The sequence below is a fragment of the Pelatocladus sp. BLCC-F211 genome, assembly GCF_041928655.1.
GTDB lineage: Bacteria > Cyanobacteriota > Cyanobacteriia > Cyanobacteriales > Nostocaceae > Pelatocladus.
This window is the reverse complement of the sequence record NZ_JBHFLM010000067.1, coordinates 68,681-88,990: the sequence shown is the minus strand read 5'-3', so window position 1 is coordinate 88,990 and position 20,310 is coordinate 68,681. Positions and strand designations below refer to the sequence as shown.

Below are 20,310 nucleotides of genomic sequence, written 5' to 3'. Positions count from 1 at the left end.
AAGAGGAGTTTTTCAAAAAGGACATTATGTAGGTTGGGTGGAACGGAGTGTAACCCAACATTAACCAGACTATAATGTTGGGTTTCGCTGTCGCTACACCCAACCTACAAAACTACAGTTCTCAAAGTAGACGTGGTTTATCAGCCTTATTTATACTTATTCCAATGAACGTTGCAATTTTTACTTCTTACATTTATAACCATATAAAATTAATTTGAGGATCTTGTGAAGAATAAATCATGAAAACAAATATAGGAATCCGATTTGATTCATGAACTTACTGGTAAAGACTCTTGACAGGGAACTCTCAACAGAGAACAGGAAATAAGGGAGGTAGAAGTTTACTGAGCTTTTAAGCGCAGAGTTCAGGCTACGCCAACAAAAATCAAATACGAGTTCTATAGTAGATAGCCAAATTTTATTTATTTTTACATTTACCAAAATAGATACTCACTCTAATTTTGAGATAAATCACATAATTTATAAATATTTTAAATATTAGTCACCTAATTCTTACAATAGGTAATGATTATAGAGAAATAAACAAATGATTTTGTGTTTTTCAAGATATTAAGTAAGTGGATAGCAATAAATTGCCTTGTGTGAATAAATATGAATAATTTATCATTTTTCCCCAACAGTTTTTAGTTATACCAAATACTTTAGAATCCCCTGTATTGCACAAGAGTTCACTAATATACCTTTATTCACACCAATTTACTTAATCAAAAGTTTGTTTTTTTGTAATCAACACAATTTAAGCTAAATTTTTTCAAAAAACTATGAATTACTGTCCTTGCTGTTCCAGCCCTCTTTTGTTACATATACGCGGATCTGAAATATACTGGTTTTGCCGTCATTGCTGGCAAGAAATGCCTGTGCTGAACTGGGAAAAGCATATTTCATCCTCTAAGTTATTGGTAAAAGATTTAACTCTTTCTGCTGTTGCTTCATGAAGTCACTCACTCAAGGCTCATTCAACAAACAGTTACCCTATAGGAAAGCTGCGCCTATGGCTTAGGGAACAGGAAATAGAGGACAGGGAATAGAAAAAATCTTGTTCCCTGTTCCGTTTGAAAGTTTGCTCATGTTTCCCTATTGGGATATGTCCCTCTTGGCCCTAAAATTCTACACGGGGAGCCAATCAAGGCTTGACCCGTGTATTACTATTATCTCAGGAGTTTTGTTGTGGACTTATCCCTTATTCCCCCTCAACCCAAACCAGGTCTAATTAACGTTCTGATTGAAATTACAGGTGGAAGTAAAAATAAATACGAATATGACAAAGAGCTACAGGCTTTTGCTTTAGATAGGGTACTTTACGCATCAGTGCAGTATCCATATGACTATGGCTTTGTTCCCAACACTTTAGCTGATGATGGCGATCCACTTGATGGCATGGTGATCATGGACGAACCTACTTTTCCAGGGTGTGTAATTGCCGCACGGCCTATTGGTATGTTGGAAATGATAGACGGTGGCGATCGCGACGAAAAAATCCTTTGTGTACCTGACAAAGATCCTCGCTATACTAACGTCAAATCAATCAAAGACATAGCCCCACATCGGTTAGAGGAAATAGCAGAGTTTTTCCGCACATATAAAAATCTTGAAAAGAAAGTGACAGAAATTCTTGGTTGGCATGATGTTGATAAAGTTATGCCTTTAGTGGAAAAATGCATTCAAGCTGGTAAAGGTTAGAGAGAATAGGGGATCAGGGATTCTCCAGAGGAGACGCTTCGCGTAGACGCGTAAGCGGCTTCTTGTAGAGTACGGGGATTGGGCATGAATCAGTTAACAGTTAACAGTTACCAGTTTAATTTGATCACTGATAACTGATAACTGATAACTGAGAAGTTGTCCCCCTTGTCCACGCCACGTGCTACAACGCGGGGAACCCGACGCCAGGTACTACAACGGGGGAAACCCCCGCAACGTACTGGCTCCGCAACGCAGTGGCTCCCCTTGTCTCCCTTGTCCCCCTTTCTCAATCCCCAATTCCCAACCCCCTACAATCAATGCAACGCACACTTCTTTTAGCAAAAATTCACAACTGTACAATTACAGCAGCTAATCTCAACTATGTAGGTAGTATCACTATAGATCGCATGTTGATGGAGAAAGCTGGTATCTTACCTTATGAGCAGGTACAAGTAGTAAACAATGCCAACGGTGAACGCTTCATTACTTATGCGATCCCGGCTCCAGAAAATTCTGGGGCGATTGAACTAAATGGTGCAGCAGCACGTCTAGGCATGATAGGCGATCGCTTGATTATAATGGCTTACGGGCAGTTTACTACAGAAGAGTTAAAAAGTTACTCTCCAACTGTTGTCATTGTGGACGAAAAAAATTGTGTTTTGGAAATTCGCTACTACGATGACCTGCTCAGTAAGACCTAATAGCAAAAAAAATGTCAAATTTTGAGCAGTCGTCACCCCAGATATACGTAACTCAGAAGCAAGCTACTCAGCCCTCGAACCACCGGGGAAAATTCGTAGTGCAATTTTGGGGTGTACGGGATTTAATTCCCACCCCAGGTAGCAATACAAGTCGTTATGGCGGTAATACCGCCTGTGTAGAAATGCAGTTAGCCAGCAAACACCTCGTTTTTGATGGAGGAACTGGTTTACGTATAGTCGGTAAAAGTTGGCTAAAACAACAACAGCCACTAGAAGCTCATTTATTTTTTACTAACTCCCAATCAAATAGGATTCAAGGATTTCCATTTTTTGCGCCAGCATTTATTTCTGAAAATAGTTTCCACATCTATGGAACAGCAGCCTCAAATGGAGCTTCAATCAAGCAATGTTTATATGATCAGATGCTGCTACCACACTTTCCTTACCCTTTACAAATGATGCAATCTGAGTTGCAGTTTCACAATTTTCATCCGGGTAAGATAGTCAAGCTAGATGAGATCACGATTACAACCGCGCTAATAAATAAAATCCAAAAGTCTATAGGTTATAAAATCAGTTGGCAGAATTATAGTGTTGCCTATGTAACTGATTTACCTAAGGAAGTTGACCCTACTGAGCAAGAAAACATCATTCAGCTAGTTCAAGATGTTGATTTGCTGATTACTAATATCAGCACTCCTTTGAGCTTCCACAAAACTGACTCTGGTAATTTACATTGGCGAACAGCTGTGGATTTGGCTGGTATACATAACATTAAGCAAATTGTCTTTTCTCTCCATCACCCAGACGATTCTGACGATTGGCTTGATCAGATGCAAATAGAAATTGCATCTGCTTTTCCAGAAGCCCTAATAGCCCGTGAAGGGTTAATTTTGGATGTTGGTCAATAGTCAAGTAAAAAGTAAAAAGTAAAAAGATAATCCTTATAAATAAATTTAGGGGGACTGACCATTTTTCTTTTTTTTGGCTTTTAACTTTTAACTTTTCACTTTTGCCTTATTCGGTCAATGGTTAGTAGCATTGAATTATGGACTGTGGACTTCAGTTTATCAATGCTTTGAGTAACTTCTTGAAGTTTTGCTGCTACTGCGCCAGTTGTCAGTAATTCTTTTGCTTTGGCAATACCCGATTGCATATCTGAACAAATACCAGAACGCCACAGGTAAAACCCACCGTTCCATAAAGCTGTTTCCATGAGTTCACAAGATATACCTTTCAATACACCTTGCATATCTGCTACTAGTTCTTCAGTAGTACCCAAGGGTACATTTTTGGTAGTAAAGCCGTAATCACGGGGAGCTAAATGCAATCTTTCTATTTGATTGCTGGTTGTAGGTGTTAATAAACCAATAATCGCGGTGCGATCGCGTGGTAAATCACAACTACCTTCTAATCCTTTTATCGTTGTAAAATTAGTTACTCCTCGCCGAGTTAAAGCATCTTGAAACATCGCTTCTGTAGGAGGGTGAACAAACCCCGACACAATGTGAGCATTGCCAGCATAAGGACACCAAATTAATTCCATAGTGGCAAAGGGCGGACGTTTACCTATTTGATCACGGTACTCCCAAATACTTTGCGTTAATGGAAAATGCTGAGGTTGGTAAACAAAGCCAATACCCGTCTCCTCAAGCACCTGTTGAGTTTTTTCCAAGGTTAGCCCAGTCCAATCTACCCCCAAACCCTGCCAAATTTCTACCAAAGGTAAACCATATTTAGTTGGTAAGCGATCGCCCCCATGTATCACCACTGGTTGTCCAGCAGCAGCTAATAACAACGCTGTGATTGGGCTAATGGGTGCTGTGCGGGTTCTGCCATCATAGGGTATACCCAAAACCATAACTGCTTGTACAGAAGATGAAGATATGGATGCTAGCTTTGGCCCTAGTTGATCATAGGCATCTAACATCCCTGCTAATTCCTCTCCAGTCGGACGTTTAATTCGATGGGCAATCAAAAAAGCCCCTATTTGGGCTGGTGTCGCTTCACCCAACAGCATCATCCTAGTCGCAGTAGCAGCTTCCTCACGAGTCAAATTTTCTCCCGTATGATTACCACTACCTACCTTTTTCAGTAAATCCCGAAATGTATTGCTCATAGTAGTCAAGTGTCAAATGTCAAGTGTCAAGTGTCAAGATTTTGGCTTTTGACTCTTGACTCTGGACTTTGAACTAATTGTACTTAACAAGCCGATTTCTCTAAAGGAACTTGTGGTGGTACATTGTCCTTCACTAACTGCCAAAAATGTAGGATAGGAGGAATTTGCAAACGATCTTGGGTTGTCACCATCACCACTCGGCGAGTCAGATTGGAGTTGTCAGCAGAACCATTACTAGCCAAGGGACGAACGGCTAAGGTGGGGTCTTTACGTGCTTCTACCAATGCTGAATTAGGCAGCAAAGCGATTAATTCTCCCTGACGCACTACTCCCCGGAAAGCGTCTAAAGTGTTGACTTCTAAAACCGCCCGCAGTGTAGCTTGCAGTCGTTCAAACCGATCTTGAACAAGACGTTGCATTCCATAACCATCTTTGAAAACTACCTGTGGATAACGAATTAACTCTGACCAAGGAATGCGTTCATACTGGGCTAGTGGATGATTGGCCGCGATCAGGACTTCTATTGCTTCATCGTATAAAACTTCTACCACCATTTCTTTACCTGCAATTAAAAAGCGATTATTCATCACAATCGCCATATCTACTAGCCCATCTTTGAGGACTTTTAAAGCGCGATCGCTACCCAAGGATGTCACCCGCAGTTGCACGTTGGGATAATCGTGACAAAATTGTTGCAATACTGGTGGCAAGTAATAAGCACACAGTGAGTGAATTACTGCTATACACAACTCAGGCTGCTTTCCTGCTACTAAATCTGCTATCTCATTGGTTGCTGTTTGCCACTCTTGGCAAATTTTACGCGCACGCGGTAGCAAGCGTTCACCAGCCACAGTTAGCTTTGCTTGGCCTGTTCTATGAAATAATTCCAAACCCAAATCTGCTTCCAGTGCCTGGATTTGGCGACTGATAGTCGATTGGGTAACACTACATTTTCTTGCTGCCCCTTGAAAGCTACCAGTGTCCGTGATCGCTAGAAAGGCTTGCAACTGCTCTAGTCGCATGTGGATGTAGCCTGAATTACATTTATGGGTGGAACTAACTTAACGTATTTGTAGCAACATTTTAGTAGACTTTGTTACATCTATATTTTGTATTAGTAATCGAAATGACAATTAAGTATTCCCCCTTGTTCACGCCACGTGCTACAACGCGGGGGACCCGACGCCAGGTACTACAACGGGGGAAACCCCCGCAACGTACTGGCTCCGCAACGCAGTGGCTCCCCTTGTCCTCCTTGTCCCCTACTCCTCACACTCCTGACTCTCTCTTGAGATCCAGATTCCTCAGCGCTGCGATCGCATGTAGTCTGACTCGTTCATCAGTATCTTCTGCAAGAGCAATGACAGCTTTTTTAGCTTCTATTCTGCCTAATTGCCCCAAAGATAATGCTATTTCTCCTTTAATTACTACATTTTCCAGTGCTGGGTGCTGTTTTCGCAGCATTGCCAATAATATTTCTGTTGCTATTGGGGTTAACTGTGGTTGTTTGATTCTTCCCAGAACTGTTACGATTTCTTGACACAATGCCACTGATTCTAATTGGTTCAGCGCTGTGCCAAGATATTCCAAGCTAGAAGGTGTTTCTATCCAGCTTAAAGCATGGATCGTTTCGATTTGCAATTTTACTGGTGTGTGAGGTGACACCAGTACTTGAAATAAATATTGAGCTGCATTGTCACCATCCATACGCGACAAAGCAACTGCGGCCGTACAACAGACTTCCAGATTAAAGTCATAGAGTCTAGGTTGCAATTTTGTGACTAAATCTAATGTGTCGCGTAATTCTGGGCGGAAGCTCAAACCTAATATAGCTTCTCGTCGAACCGGGGCAGCTATATCATCTAACGCTTGTAGAAGTACTGATGGTATACGTTGATCATGAAAGCTGCTCAGGGCTTCAATCGCAGTAGCACGAACGGCTATAAGTGGATCGTCTACTACAGTTAACAGTGGTGTAATCACTTCTTGATGGCGAATCAGAGAAAGCGATCGCACTGCTAACAAGCGCGTTTCATCATCTGTCAAAAGTTCACTTAAAGCAGCAATCGCAAGCGTACCCATTTGTCCGAGTGCTGATACTGCTATTGTTGTGAGTTCTTCATCTGCTTCGGTTTTCAGTAATTCTATCAGGGCAGAAATTGCATCTGGATGCTGAAATTCTCCCAAAATTCGTGCTGCATACCAGCGCAATTCTTCTTCGAGTTCATCATCTGTCAATATCTCTATCAATTGAGGAATCGCGATCGCTCCCAAATTTTTAAATACCTTGGTGATCTCCCAGCGTTGCTGAAAATCTCCCATTAGCAAAGCAGAGAGTGCTAATTCCAGTTGTTCTTGTTGATTCTCTCTCATTTTTTAAATCTTTATTTAGCCTAAGTACGCCTTGAATCAGTTACCAGTTATCAGTTATCAGTGAACAGTAAAAGAAAAAGGAGAGAGCATCCCAAATGTTTAAAATCCGCGCAGACTGCAAGTCAGGGCTGCACTAACCAATTAACCACTAACAAAAAAATACTGGCGATCGCTTGTATCTAAAAGCTTTACGGCTATTTTTGGTGACATTTCATGCACTAAATGCATGTTTTTAATACATTTTGTACATACTTGCAAATATTTCGTAACAATGTATACGATTTTTATGTTTTTACAACTTTAACCTAAGTACATGTGAATCAAAATTGCGATTCAGTACTCAAAAAGAATTGACCAACTAACCACATATCTTAGTTATTTGTCATTTGTCCTTTGTCATTAGTGTAAGGGCAATTCCTGATACCCAATGACCGATGCCCAATGCCCAATATCCACAGACTAGTGATTAACAACTAATCATGACAGAAGCAGCAACTACCACCACAACTACCCTCAATCGATTCGAGAAATTTAAGGCAGAAAAAGATGGACTCGCTGTCAAGTCAGAGATCGAAAAATTTGCCTCTATCGGGTGGGAGGCGATGGACGAAACTGATCGCGATCATCGCCTCAAGTGGGTGGGTGTGTTTTTTCGCCCAGTCACTCCAGGTAAATTTATGATGCGGATGCGGATGCCAAATGGCATTCTCACGGCTGCTCAAATGCGAGTGTTAGCAGAAGTTGTACAGCGTTATGGTGATGACGGCAGTGCTGACATTACTACTAGACAAAATATACAACTACGGGGCATTCGGATTGAGGATTTACCAGAAATTTTTAATAAATTTCATACAGTCGGCTTAACCAGTGTGCAATCAGGAATGGACAACGTTCGTAACATCACCGGTGATCCCGTGGCTGGATTAGATGCGGATGAGTTATTCGACACACGCGATTTGGTACAGCAAATTCAAGACATGCTTACCAACAAAGGAGAAGGCAACCCAGAGTTTACTAATTTACCACGGAAGTTTAATATTGCCATCACTGGCGGACGGGATAATTCGGTTCATGCTGAGATTAATGATTTAGCTTTTGTACCTGCGTTTAGGGAAGGGATCGGGGATTGGGGATCAGGGATCGGGGATCAGGGATTCTCCAGAGGAGACGCTACGCGAACGGGGATCAGGGATCAGGGATTGGGAATTGGGCAAGAATCTTCCCGATCCCCAATTCCCGATTCCCAATCCCCGATCTTCGGCTTTAATATCCTCGTTGGTGGATTTTTCTCTGCTAAACGCTGTGAAGCAGCTATTCCCCTCGATGCTTGGGTGTCACCAACAGATGTAGTTGCTGTATGTAGAGCAGTCTTAGAAGTATTCCGTGATCATGGCTCACGTGCCAACCGTCTGAAATCTCGGCTGATGTGGTTAATTGATGAATGGAGTTTAGAGAAATTCCGTTCAGAAGTCGAACAGCGTTTGGGTAAGCCGTTTTTACCAGCAGCACCTAAAGACGAAATTGATTGGGAAAAACGTGATCATATTGGTGTATACAAACAAAAGCAACCTGAATTAAACTATGTAGGGTTACATATTCCTGTCGGTCGGATGACAGCCCAGGACATGTTTGAAATTGCACGTCTTGCTGATGTGTACGGAAGTGGGGAAATCCGATTAACATTAGAGCAAAACGTGATTATCCCCAATATTCCTGATTCACGTTTGGTATTATTTTTAGCAGAACCACTGCTAGAAAAATTTAGTATTGATCCCAAACCATTAACGCGATCGCTCGTTTCTTGTACTGGCTCTCAATTTTGCAACTTTGCCCTGATTGAAACCAAAAATCGCGCCCAAGCAGTAATTAAAGCTTTAGAAGCAGATTTAGAACTAACTCGTCCAGTGCGAATTCATTGGACTGGTTGTCCTAACTCCTGTGGACAACCCCAAGTTGCAGATATCGGCTTGATGGGAACCAAAGCCCGTAAAAACGGCAAAGCTGTGGAAGGTGTTGATATCTATATGGGCGGTAAAGTTGGTAAACACGCACAGTTGGGAACCTGCATCCAAAAAGGCGTCCCCTGTGAAGACTTGCAGCCAGTATTGCAACAATTATTGATTCAACATTTCGCAGCTAAACCCAAGCAAGAAGCATTAGTAATTCATTAAAAGGACAGAGGACAAAGGACAAATAACAAATGACCAATCTCTCTAGAAGAAAATTTATTTTCACCGCAAGTACTGCGGCGGCGGCTTCTATCCTAGTTCATGGTTGCTCCTCTGGTGGTTCTCAGTCAGCAACAACAGGTGGCGATAAACCAAGCGCAACCCCAGCAGCTAATGTCTCTACAGCAGCTAGTGCTATCAAAGTAGAAACAACTAAAGCAAAGCTAGGATTTATACCATTAACAGACTCTGCTCCTCTGATTATCGCCAAGGAAAAAGGTTTCTTTGCCAAGTATGGTATGACCGATGTCGAGGTGGTGAAGCAAAAATCTTGGCCTGTCACCCGTGATAACTTGAAAATCGGTTCGGCTGGTGGTGGTATTGATGGCGCCCACATTCTCAGCCCCATGCCCTATCTGATGACCATCAACGATAAAGTACCGATGTATACATTGGCACGATTAAATACTAACGGTCAGGCTATATCCGTTGCTAATAAATTCAAAGATTTGAAAATTGGTTTACAAACCAAAGCACTTAAAGAAACCGCTAATCAAGCCAAAGCCAACAAACAAACCATGAAAGTTGCGATGACTTTTCCTGGTGGTACTCATGATTTGTGGATGCGCTACTGGCTAGCAGCAAATGGAATCAATCCAGATCAAGATGTAGCTTTGGAACCCGTACCACCACCACAAATGGTGGCAAATATGAAAGTTGGTACTATTGATGCTTTCTGTGTAGGAGAACCTTGGAACGCCCAATTGGTGAGTCAAAAGTTGGGTTACACAGCCCTTGTTACCGGCGAATTGTGGAAAGATCATCCAGAAAAAGCTTTTGCAATGCGAAAAGATTGGGTTGATAAAAATCCCAATGCTACGCAAGCATTATTGATGGCGATTATAGAAGCCCAACAGTGGTGCGATCGCGCCGAAAATAAAGAAGAAATGTGCAAAATCTGCTCTGATCGCAAATATTTTAACGTCGCTGTAGCAGATATTCTCGAACGATCTAAAGGCAATATTGACTACGGTGATGGACGCACCCAACAAAATTTCTCACACCGGATGAAATTCTGGGCTGATAATGCTTCCTATCCTTACAAGAGTCATGATATTTGGTTCTTAACAGAAGAAATTCGCTGGGGCTATTTGCCAAAAGATACCAAAGTTAAAGAAATTGTAGACCAGGTCAACAAAGAAGATTTGTGGAAGAAAGCCGCTAAAGCTATTGGTGTAGCTGATTCCGAAATTCCAACTAACGTTTCTCGTGGAGTTGAGACTTTCTTTGATGGTGTCAAGTTCGATCCCGAAAAACCCGAAGCATATTTACAGGCTTTAAAAATCAAGAAAGTCTAATCGTTGGCTCATGAAGTTTTCTTAGTGTCTTAGTGTCTTGGTGAGTCCACTTGCCGTCTTGGCGGTTCCCGTCACGATGGCAAGGTGGCGAACCCGAAGGGTGGTGAAAAAGACAATCTTTGAAACACCAAGACACTAAGACACCAAGTTGAATGCACCCTCATACCGTTACACCCTTTCTTTAGTCAACTGGACACAACTTGGAGAAACCAAAAATGGCAGCTACCCTTGGCAGTCGTACTATCAAAAAAAATCCCCGCAAGAACATTTCTAAAATTATTGTTAAAAAAGTTGTGCCACCAATCGTAGCTTTAGCTATTTTTCTAGTTGTTTGGCAAATACTTTGTTTAAACCCTAATTTTAAATTACCTGGACCAATAGAAACTTTTGCGGAAACTTGGGACCCTTTTATTATTCATCCCTTTTTTGATAATGGTGAAAGTGATAAAGGTTTAGGCTGGCAAATACTAAATAGTTTGGGAAGAGTTGGTTTAGGTTTTTCTTTAGCAGCAATCGTGGGAATTGTATTAGGAATCTTAATTGGAGTTAATAAATTACTCCATACAGCCGTAGATCCAATTTTTCAAGTATTACGTACAGTACCTCCATTGGCATGGCTACCAATTTCTTTGGCAGCATTTCAACAGGCTAACCCTTCAGCAATTTTTGTGATTTTCATCACGTCTATTTGGCCAATTTTGATTAACACTACTGTAGGTGTACAACAAATTCCTCAAGACTATATTAATGTTGCTAGAGTTTTAAAGCTCAAAGGGCCAAAGTATTTCGTGAAAATAGTCTTTCCTGCCACTGTTCCTTATATATTTACAGGCTTGAGAATAGGTATTGGTTTATCTTGGCTAGCAATTGTGGCAGCAGAAATGTTAGTCGGTGGTGTCGGGATTGGTTCTTTTATTTGGGATGCCTACAACACAACGACGGAAACAAATTTAAGTGAAATTATTTTGGCTTTAGTTTATGTTGGTTTGGTTGGTTTAATGCTCGATAGATTAGTAGGATTTATCGCCAGCAAAGTCGTACCAGAAGAGCAGAAATAGTCATTAGTCATTAATAAAAACAAAGGACCAATGACAAATGACAAATGACCAACGACAAAGGACAAATGACCAATGACTACTTTTGTAGAAATTGACCACGTTGATCGTGTATTTAGCCTACCAAATGGTGGTCAGTATATCGCTTTAAAAAATATTGACCTCAAAATCCGACAAGGAGAGTTTATTTCTCTAATTGGACATTCTGGTTGTGGTAAGTCCACCTTACTTAATATCATTGCAGGTTTAGATAGAGCTAGTGTCGGTGGTGTGACTTTGGAAGGACGGGAGGTGAAAGATCCAGGCCCAGACCGGATGGTGGTATTCCAAAATTATTCACTCCTACCTTGGTTGACAGTGCGGGAAAATATCGCCTTGGCAGTCGATGAAGTCTATCAAAATAAGTCTAGAGGCGATCGCACTTCCATCGTCGATCAGCACATCGATATGGTAGGGTTGCGTCCGGCGGCGAAAAAACGTCCGAGTGAATTATCGGGAGGGATGAAACAGCGAGTTGCGATCGCTCGTGCTTTGGCGATCCGTCCGAAGTTGTTACTGCTAGATGAACCCTTTGGGGCGTTGGATGCACTCACACGGGGTGGTTTGCAAGAGCAATTGATGAAAATTTGTAATGAGCATAACGTTACCTGTGTGATGGTGACACACGACGTCGATGAAGCATTATTATTGAGCGATCGCGTTGTCATGCTCACCAACGGCCCAGAAGCACACATTGGACAAATCCTAGAAGTGCCTATTCCCCGTCCCCGTCAGCGCTTGGAAGTAGTCAATCATCCTAGCTACTACAATCTGCGAAACGAGATGATTTACTTCCTCAACCAACAAAAACAAGCCAAGAAACGCAAGGCTAAGGTTGAAGCACCAGTAATCATTTCCCGCAATGGTTTAGAAAAAGTCAATTTAGAGATTGGATTTCTGCCTTTAACTGATGCTGCACCTTTAATCGTGGCAAAAGAAAAAGGCTTTTTTGCTGATTACGGATTAGAAGAAATTACTCTCAACCGTGGAGCAGATTGGCAAGAAATAGCCGCAGGTGTTGCAACTGGGAGATTTGACGCCGCTCAGATGGTCGCTGGAATGCCCCTCGCTCTCACTTTGGGCGCCGGTGGGAAAACACCAATTCCCGTAGTCAACGCCCTAAATCTCTCCCGCAATGCTAACGCCATCACCTTAAGCAAAAGATTGTACAGCGAAGGTGTCAGAACTCTAGCTGACTTAAAAAATGCAATTAACGCCTCTCCCGACCATATTCTCACTTTGGGAATTGTGCATCCAACCTCAATGCAGAACTTGGTTCTGCGTTACTGGCTAGCGGCTGGTGGTATAGATCCTGACAGAGACGTCAGCCTCACAGTCATACCACCAATGCAAATGGTTTCCCAACTCAAAGCCGGAAAAATTGACGGCTACTGTGCTGGAGAACCTTGGAATCATCTGGCTGTACATGAAGATGTGGGTTTTGTTGCTGCTACAGCTCTCGAAATTTGGTCAGGACAGCCGAAAAAAGTGCTAGGAGTACGGGAAGATTGGGCGCAGAAGTACCCAGAAACTTACCTGGCTTTGGTCAAAGCACTGTTAGAAGCCTGCAAATACTGCGATGATTTCCGCAATCGTGAAGAGATTTTGGCATTAATTTGTCGTCCTCAGTACCTTGATATTGATCCTGTCCACGTCCGTCCTGGTTTTATCGATCCTTACGATCGCGGTGATGGTACACAACCCCAAGAATTAACAGGATACAACCAGTTTTATCTCAATCAAACCAACTATCCCAACCGCACCGAATTGTTGTGGATGGTTACTCAAATGGCACGTTGGGGTTTAGTACCTTTTCCCAAAAACTGGGTAGAAGTGATTGAACGAGTTTGTCGTACAGATATATTCGGTGCAGCAGCCCGTGACTTAGGTTTACTCGATATCGGAGAAGACGACCCCATCCATTTATTTGATGGTAAACTTTTTAACCCTTCAAAGCCGATTGAGTACCTCGAAAGCATGGAAATTAAACGTCAGATCCGTATTGAGGAAGTATTTATTTAGTCATTTGTCATTTGTCATTCGTCATTCGTCATTAGTTGATTAAACCAACCAACAAACAATAGTCATCATGCGAACACTAAACGGAAATAGCAGCGAAGTTCAAATCAATCAACTGCAAACTCAAAAAGCAGAAAACTTTCTTGTCATTGAAGATGTAAACAAAATTTATCCAACTGCTGATGGGCCTTACACCGTATTAGATGGAGTTAATCTCAAAGTTCGTGAAGGTGAATTTGTTTGTATTATCGGTCACTCTGGCTGTGGTAAGTCAACACTGCTGAATATGGTTTCTGGTTTTAATACACCCACTGATGGTGTAGTTCTACTACAAAACCAAGCGATTACTGAACCAGGCCCAGACAGAATGATGGTATTTCAGAATTACTGTCTACTACCTTGGTTGAGTGTTTTTGAGAACATATATTTAGCTGTAGATACAGTATTTCCTCGTAAAACACAGGCAGAAAAACGAGCGATTGTCAAAGAACATTTGGCGATGGTGGGATTGACAGAGGCTGCTGATAAGAAACCCAGTCAAATTTCTGGTGGAATGAAGCAGCGAGTTGCGATCGCCCGCGCCCTTTCTATCCGTCCCCAAGTTTTGATTTTGGACGAACCCTTTGGGGCTTTAGATGCGATCACCAGAGAAGAATTGCAAGAAGAACTACTGCAAATCTGGCGTGAACATCAAGTCACAGTCCTGATGATTACTCATGACATTGACGAAGCGTTGTTTTTAGCAGACAGGCTAGTAATGATGACTAACGGCCCTGCTGCCAAGATTGGTGAAGTCCTCAATATTCCTTTTGCCCGTCCCCGCAATCGTCGTCGCATCATGGAAGACCCGGAATACTATAACTTGCGGAATTACGCCCTAGATTTTCTCTATCGTCGCTGCGCTCATTCTGAGGAATAGGGATCGGGGATTCTCCAGAGGAGACGCTTCGCGTAGACGCGTAAGCGGCTTCTTGTAGAGTACGGGGATTGGGGATCGGAGATAAGGGAGACTTATCAGTTATCAAATGAAACTGTTAACTGTTAACTGATTCATGCCCAACAACCAACAACTAACCACTAACCAGCAATCACTAACATCTTATGCTGAAAGGATTATTTTCATTTAATGGTCGCTACCGCATCTTACATTTAACTTGGTTTGCTTTCTTTCTGACTTTTGTATGCTGGTTTAACTTTGCTCCCTTTGCGACAACTATTGGTAAACAGTTAAATCTGACACCAGAACAAATCAAAACTTTAGGCATTTGTAACCTTGCTTTGACAATTCCGGCGCGGATCATCATTGGTATGCTGCTGGATCGCTTTGGCCCTAGAATTACGTATTCATTACTACTGATCTTTGCTTCTGTTCCCTGTCTCGCGACTGCGCTATCACAAAATTTTCACCATCTAGTCATTAGTCGTTTATTGATGGGGATTGTCGGGGCTGGGTTTGTGGTGGGTATCCGCATGGTGGCAGAATGGTTTCCCCCCAAAGAAATTGGTATTGCCCAAGGTATTTATGGTGGATGGGGTAACTTTGGGGCTTTTGGGGCAGAATTTACTTTACCAACAATTGCAGTAGCTGCCAGCTTGATGACTGGTGGCGCTTCCAATTGGCGATTTGCGATCGCTTTGACAGGTATCATTGCTGCAATTTACGGTCTAATTTATTTCAATAGTGTGAAAGATACGCCTGTTGGTAAAGTTTATAAACGTCCTAAGAAAAATGGTGCTTTAGAAGTAACCAGTGTTAAAAGCTTTTGGGCAATGATTATCTCCAATTTTGGTTTAATTTTTGCCTTGGGTTTATTAGCTTGGCGCTTGGAACAAAAGAATATTCATTTTTTAACTCTGAGCCAAATGTATTTGGTTTGGTTGGTATTAGCAGGATTGTTTGTTTACCAAACCTACAAAGCTTGGCAGGTAAATAAAGAACTTTTAATTGGTAAGAAAACCTATGCTGCTTCAGAACGTTATCAGTTTAGACAAGTAGCATTATTAGAGTTCACTTACATTACTAATTTTGGCTCTGAACTTGCTGCCGTTTCTATGCTACCTGCCTTCTTTGAAAAAACCTTTGGTTTGGAGCATGTAGTGGCTGGGATGATTGCTGCTACCTACCCATTTTTAAACTTAATTTCTCGTCCTAGCGGTGGCTTAATTTCTGATAAATTTGGCTCTCGTAAATGGACAATGACGATTATTAGTGTTGGTATTAGTGTTGGCTATTTGATGGCACATTTTATTAACAGTAGCTGGCCTTTACCTTTAGCGATCGCTGTCACTATGTTTGCTGCTTATTTTGCTCAAGCTGGGTGTGGCGCAACCTACGGTATCGTACCTCTAATTAAAAAAGAAGCCACAGGACAGATTGCAGGTAACGTCGGAGCTTACGGTAATTTTGGTGGAGTTGTTTATCTAACAATTTTTAGCTTAACCGACGCCTCCACCTTATTTTCCACAATGGGAATAGCCGCCATGATTTGCGCTTTTATGTGTGCCTTCTTCCTCAAAGAACCCAAGGATTCTTTTGCTAGTGCTTATGAAGGCGAATTACCAGAAAAGACAACTCAAAGCTCTGCCATAATCGCAGAAGAATAAAATTCAAAACTCAAATTTTCTCCAGTTAGTAGTGAGCGCTAAAGCGCTCATTAAATGTAATTAAATCTAACTTAATTTCATGATTTCAAGCAGTTATACCTGATAATATCTCTTGTTTCTTGGCGCTCTTGGCGGTTGATTTTTTTATTTTTTGAGCTAAGTCTAAGATGATTAGGCACATCTTCATTCTTGTTAGAAAAAACCACATCTATATAAAACTAAATTCACACAAATAATCTATCGCTGTGCATCAGTGTGCATCGATGTTCGCCTGATAAAACTATGACTGAAGTTACTAAAACACTCTGTCCTTACTGTGGTGTTGGCTGTGGTTTAGAAGTTTCACCCCCAGCCCAACCAGGTAAAGCAACTTATCGCGATAGTCAAGGGAACCCAATTTGGCGAGTACGGGGTGATAAAACCCATCCATCAAGTCAAGGAATGGTTTGTGTCAAAGGTGCAACCATTGCTGAATCTTTGGATAAAAACAGACTACATTATCCGATGGTACGCGACTCCCTAGATCAAAAATTCCGGCGTGTGAGTTGGGATGAAGCTTTTGATCTGATCACCAAACGCATTCAAACTGTGCGTTTCACTCAAGGACCACAAGCCATATGCATGTACGGTTCTGGTCAGTTTCAAACCGAAGATTATTACATAGCCCAGAAGTTGTTGAAAGGATGCTTGGGTAGCAATAATTTTGATGCGAACTCTCGCTTGTGTATGTCTAGTGCTGTAGCTGGTTATATCCAAAGCTTTGGTGCGGATGGGCCTCCCTGCTGCTATGACGATTTGGAGTTAACTGATTGTGCATTCTTAATTGGTACTAACACAGCAGAGTGTCACCCGATAATTTTTAACAGATTGGAGAAATACCACAAAAAAAACCGCAAGGTCAAAATGATTGTGGTTGATCCCCGTCGTACACCCACCGCAGAAGTAGCTGACTTACATTTAGCAATTCGTCCTGGTACAGATATCGACTTGTTGAATGGAATTGCTCACTTGTTGATGCGTTGGAACCATATTGATGTCAGCTTTATTGACGACTGTACCAGCAACTTCCCCGCCTATGCTGAGGTAATCCGCCATTATTCTCCAGAAATAGTAGCTGACCGCTGCGGAATAGACATTAAAGATTTGGAGACAGCAGCTAGGTACTGGGGTCAATCACAACGTGTGTTGTCTATGTGGTCAATGGGTGTAAATCAGTCTTCAGAAGGGACAGCCAAGGTCAGAACTATTATTAATCTGCACTTGATGACCGGACAGATTGGTAAACCAGGGGCTGGACCATTCTCCCTCACAGGTCAGCCCAACGCCATGGGAGGTAGAGAAGCTGGAGGATTGGCGCATTTGTTACCTGGTTATCGCTTGGTGAAAAATCCTCAACACCGCGCTGAAGTTGAAGAAGTTTGGGGATTAAAGCGGGGACAAATTTCACCCAATCCTGGTTTGACAGCTTGGGACATGATTACTGGCTTGGAAGATGGGAATGTCGGCTTGCTGTGGATCGCTGCGACTAATCCGGCGGTGAGTATGCCAGATTTGGAACGTACAAAAGCAGCGTTGATGCGATCGCCTTTCACTATTTACCAAGACGCCTATTATCCCACAGAAACTGCTACTTACGCTCATGTTCTTCTACCTGCTGCCCAATGGAGTGAGAAAACAGGCGTCATGACCAATTCAGAACGCCGAGTTACCCTATGTCCAGCATTTCGCCGACCACCAGGACAAGCTAAACCAGATTGGGAAATTTTCGCCGAAGTTGGACGCAGGTTAGGTTTTGTCGGTGAATTTGCTTTTGCTAACTCTGCTGAGGTATTTGCAGAGTTTATCCAACTAACTCGCGATCGCCCCTGCGAGATGACAGGGTTAAGTCATGAACAATTGCGATCGCAAGGCCCAACTCAATGGCCACATCCCGATTTTGGATTAGAGATAACTGGTCAGCACTCAGAGATTGAAACATCCGACGAACAATCTAACAATCCAAAATCTATAGACGCTTCTGCGGCTACCTACGGAAGCCACTCCGTGTCTACCCGCAGGGTAATCCAAAATCTAAAATCAAAGCGTCTCTACACCGATTTACGCTTTCACACCCCCGATGGACGCGCCAGGTTTGGAGCTTATCATTCGCGGGGACTAGCAGAACCACCAGATCCTGATTATCCCTTTGTGCTAACGACTGGTAGACTTTATGGACATTGGCACACCCTGACACGTACTGGTCGGATTGAAAAAACTCGGCAAATGCACCCTGAACCGTTTATCGAAATTCATCCCCGTGATGCTGCTGGGTTAGGAATCACTGATAACCAATTAGTGGAAGTGCGATCGCGTCGTTCCAAAACTTTCTTCCCAGCCAAAATTACCAAAGCGATCGCCCCTGGTACAGTTTTCGTCCCCATGCATTGGGGTGCTATGTGGGCGGATAACGCCGAAGCCAACGCCCTTACCCATCCTGAATCTTGTCCCGATTCTCTACAACCAGAATTAAAAGCCTGTGCTGTGCAGATAATTCCAGTTACAGCAGATTTAACAGTTATTAAGGATCGGGGATCAGGGATCAGGGAACGGGGAACGGGGATTAAATTAGTCACAAAGCCGTGATCCAGTAATATCAAGTTCGGATAATTAGTTATACTTCCCACCCCCTTAATCCCCTCCCCGCACGCGGGGAAGTTTTGGCGTTAGACAAAACCGGGGTGGGGTTCTTCGGCAATCATAAGTAATCAAGCGAGCCTGATATAATGCTTGGTTAAAGATTTTTGTCATAATTTTGGGGTTGTAGAGACGTTGCAGTGCAACGTCTCTACTATTGGTGAATATTTTTGAGATTTCAGAATTTGCCAACAGTATGAGGCAAAACTAGCCCTATAGTCCTATATATATAAATGTATAAGTTCATTTATGATTACTCATTTAAAATCATGCTTTATCTAAATAAACTATTGCAATGGTTAATTTTGATGCTCCTTTTCCCATTAGTTTTTCTTAATGGTTGGTTAGCTTTTAAATTTTTTCAATATTTTCAACCCATAGTCACTATTTTAGTTTTAGCTACTTTGTTAGCTTTTATTTTGGACTACCCTGTTGCACTTCTTGAGCAAAGAAAAATGCAACGTAAATATGCAGTTTTATTGGTTTTGATTGCAAGTTTAGTAATTGTGGTCAGCTTGGGTATTACTTTGTTACCTATTGCTCTACAACAATTAAATGAAATGATTAAATCAGTTCCTCAATGGATTGATGCTACTGAAGAAAAACTTGAATTTCTCAATAGTTGGGCAGCCAGTCACAGACTAAATATTAATTTTAGTGAAATATTTAATCAGTCTATAAATCATTTACCAGATGAGTTGGAACAAACAGGAGACAAGCTATTTGGTATTATTGTAGATACTATTGATAGCATTTCCGAAGCTTTAATCACAGTTGTATTAACAATATATCTTTTAATCGATGGTGAAAGAATATGGAAAGGAATATTTAAAAAGATACCTTTTGATTTAGCCCAAAAGATACAACAATCTCTTCAAAATAATTTCCAAAATTTTCTGATTGGTCAGGTGATTTTAGCTTTAATGCTGGGAGTGTCACAAACGATTTTATATTTAATTCTGAAACTAAAATTTGGTTTAGTGTTTGGTTTGGGTGTGGCAATTTTGAGCCTAGTCCCTTTTGGTGATATCGTGAGTTATTTTATTATTGCTTTAATACTTGCACCACACAATATTTGGTTAGCTGCTAAAGTTTTAGTTCTATCTCTAATTCTTGATCAATTGATTGATCAAGCGATCGCACCCCGAATTTTAGGTAGTTTTACTGGTCTAAGACCAATTTGGGTAATTATCTCTTTGCTGGTAGGAACTTATATTGGCGGATTATTAGGGTTACTGCTTGCTGTTCCTTTAGCTGGTTTTATTAAAGATGCGATCGACGGTTTTGCTGATTTCCCTGAAAGCATTGATTCTGTTGAAGATAAGAAGTTACCAGAGATGTTAGTCAATGAATCAACTTTGCAGTAATTCAAGCAAGAGATAAGAAAAATAAGCGATCGCACTCGGTAGAGAAAATTTAAGACGCGATCACACCTCCATTTAAGGTGTAACCCAAAAAAACAAGTCTCTTCTTAGTGTCTTAGTGTCTTGGTGTTTAAAT

The 20,310-nt window shown here is 41.7% G+C and carries 14 protein-coding genes; 11 read left to right on the top strand and 3 right to left on the bottom strand.

The features are described from left to right. The first annotated feature begins 1,188 nt into the window (after positions 1–1,188). The 3 genes from ACE1AT_RS08050 (at position 1,189) to ACE1AT_RS08040 (ending at position 3,313) form a co-directional block, all read left to right on the top strand. Positions 1,189–1,701, top strand: coding sequence for an inorganic diphosphatase (locus tag ACE1AT_RS08050; RefSeq protein ID WP_016861634.1), 513 nt, complete (start codon positions 1,189–1,191; stop codon positions 1,699–1,701). Positions 1,702–2,018: 317 nt separating this feature from the next. Continuing rightward, positions 2,019–2,402 carry an aspartate 1-decarboxylase gene (panD, locus tag ACE1AT_RS08045; protein WP_374867063.1) on the top strand — a complete coding sequence of 128 codons (384 nt, stop codon included), beginning with the start codon at positions 2,019–2,021 and terminating at the stop codon, positions 2,400–2,402. Between the two features lie 11 nt (positions 2,403–2,413). Next, positions 2,414–3,313, top strand: a complete 900-nt coding sequence (locus ACE1AT_RS08040) for an MBL fold metallo-hydrolase (RefSeq protein WP_374867061.1) — start codon at positions 2,414–2,416, stop codon at positions 3,311–3,313. A 95-nt stretch (positions 3,314–3,408) separates the two neighbouring features. Here ACE1AT_RS08040 and ACE1AT_RS08035 read toward each other — a convergent pair whose 3' ends face one another. From ACE1AT_RS08035 to ACE1AT_RS08025, 3 genes are all read right to left on the bottom strand, one after another. Next, on the bottom strand, positions 3,409–4,521 hold the full coding sequence (locus tag ACE1AT_RS08035; protein WP_374867059.1) for an anthranilate phosphoribosyltransferase family protein: 1,113 nt from the start codon (positions 4,519–4,521) through the stop codon (positions 3,409–3,411). Positions 4,522–4,604: 83 nt separating this feature from the next. Beyond that, complete coding sequence (locus ACE1AT_RS08030) at positions 4,605–5,543, bottom strand: LysR family transcriptional regulator (protein ID WP_374867056.1); 939 nt, start codon at positions 5,541–5,543, stop codon at positions 4,605–4,607. Positions 5,544–5,790: 247 nt separating this feature from the next. Further along, entirely contained in the window at positions 5,791–6,894 is a 1,104-nt protein-coding gene (locus tag ACE1AT_RS08025; protein ID WP_374867053.1) for a HEAT repeat domain-containing protein, read from the bottom strand. A gap of 479 nt (positions 6,895–7,373) precedes the next feature. Between ACE1AT_RS08025 and ACE1AT_RS08020 the strand changes: the two genes are divergently transcribed. The 8 genes from ACE1AT_RS08020 to ACE1AT_RS07985 all read left to right on the top strand — a co-directional run bounded on the left by ACE1AT_RS08020 (position 7,374) and on the right by ACE1AT_RS07985 (position 20,177). Next, positions 7,374–9,065, top strand: coding sequence for a ferredoxin--nitrite reductase (locus ACE1AT_RS08020; protein WP_374867050.1), 1,692 nt, complete (start codon positions 7,374–7,376; stop codon positions 9,063–9,065). Between the two features lie 29 nt (positions 9,066–9,094). Then, on the top strand, positions 9,095–10,420 hold the full coding sequence (locus ACE1AT_RS08015; RefSeq protein ID WP_374867048.1) for a CmpA/NrtA family ABC transporter substrate-binding protein: 1,326 nt from the start codon (positions 9,095–9,097) through the stop codon (positions 10,418–10,420). 215 nt (positions 10,421–10,635) lie between these two features. Further along, positions 10,636–11,478, top strand: a complete 843-nt coding sequence (gene ntrB, locus ACE1AT_RS08010; RefSeq protein WP_374867046.1) for a nitrate ABC transporter permease — start codon at positions 10,636–10,638, stop codon at positions 11,476–11,478. Between the two features lie 72 nt (positions 11,479–11,550). Then, positions 11,551–13,536, top strand: a complete 1,986-nt coding sequence (locus tag ACE1AT_RS08005; protein WP_374867044.1) for a nitrate ABC transporter ATP-binding protein — start codon at positions 11,551–11,553, stop codon at positions 13,534–13,536. Between the two features lie 67 nt (positions 13,537–13,603). After that, entirely contained in the window at positions 13,604–14,452 is an 849-nt protein-coding gene (locus tag ACE1AT_RS08000) for a nitrate ABC transporter ATP-binding protein (protein ID WP_374867042.1), read from the top strand. 182 nt (positions 14,453–14,634) lie between these two features. Then, complete coding sequence (locus ACE1AT_RS07995; RefSeq protein WP_374867040.1) at positions 14,635–16,137, top strand: NarK family nitrate/nitrite MFS transporter; 1,503 nt, start codon at positions 14,635–14,637, stop codon at positions 16,135–16,137. 282 nt (positions 16,138–16,419) lie between these two features. After that, entirely contained in the window at positions 16,420–18,759 is a 2,340-nt protein-coding gene (locus ACE1AT_RS07990) for a molybdopterin oxidoreductase family protein (protein WP_374867038.1), read from the top strand. Positions 18,760–19,079: 320 nt separating this feature from the next. Next, on the top strand, positions 19,080–20,177 hold the full coding sequence (locus ACE1AT_RS07985; protein WP_374867036.1) for an AI-2E family transporter: 1,098 nt from the start codon (positions 19,080–19,082) through the stop codon (positions 20,175–20,177). Positions 20,178–20,310 lie beyond the last annotated feature (133 nt).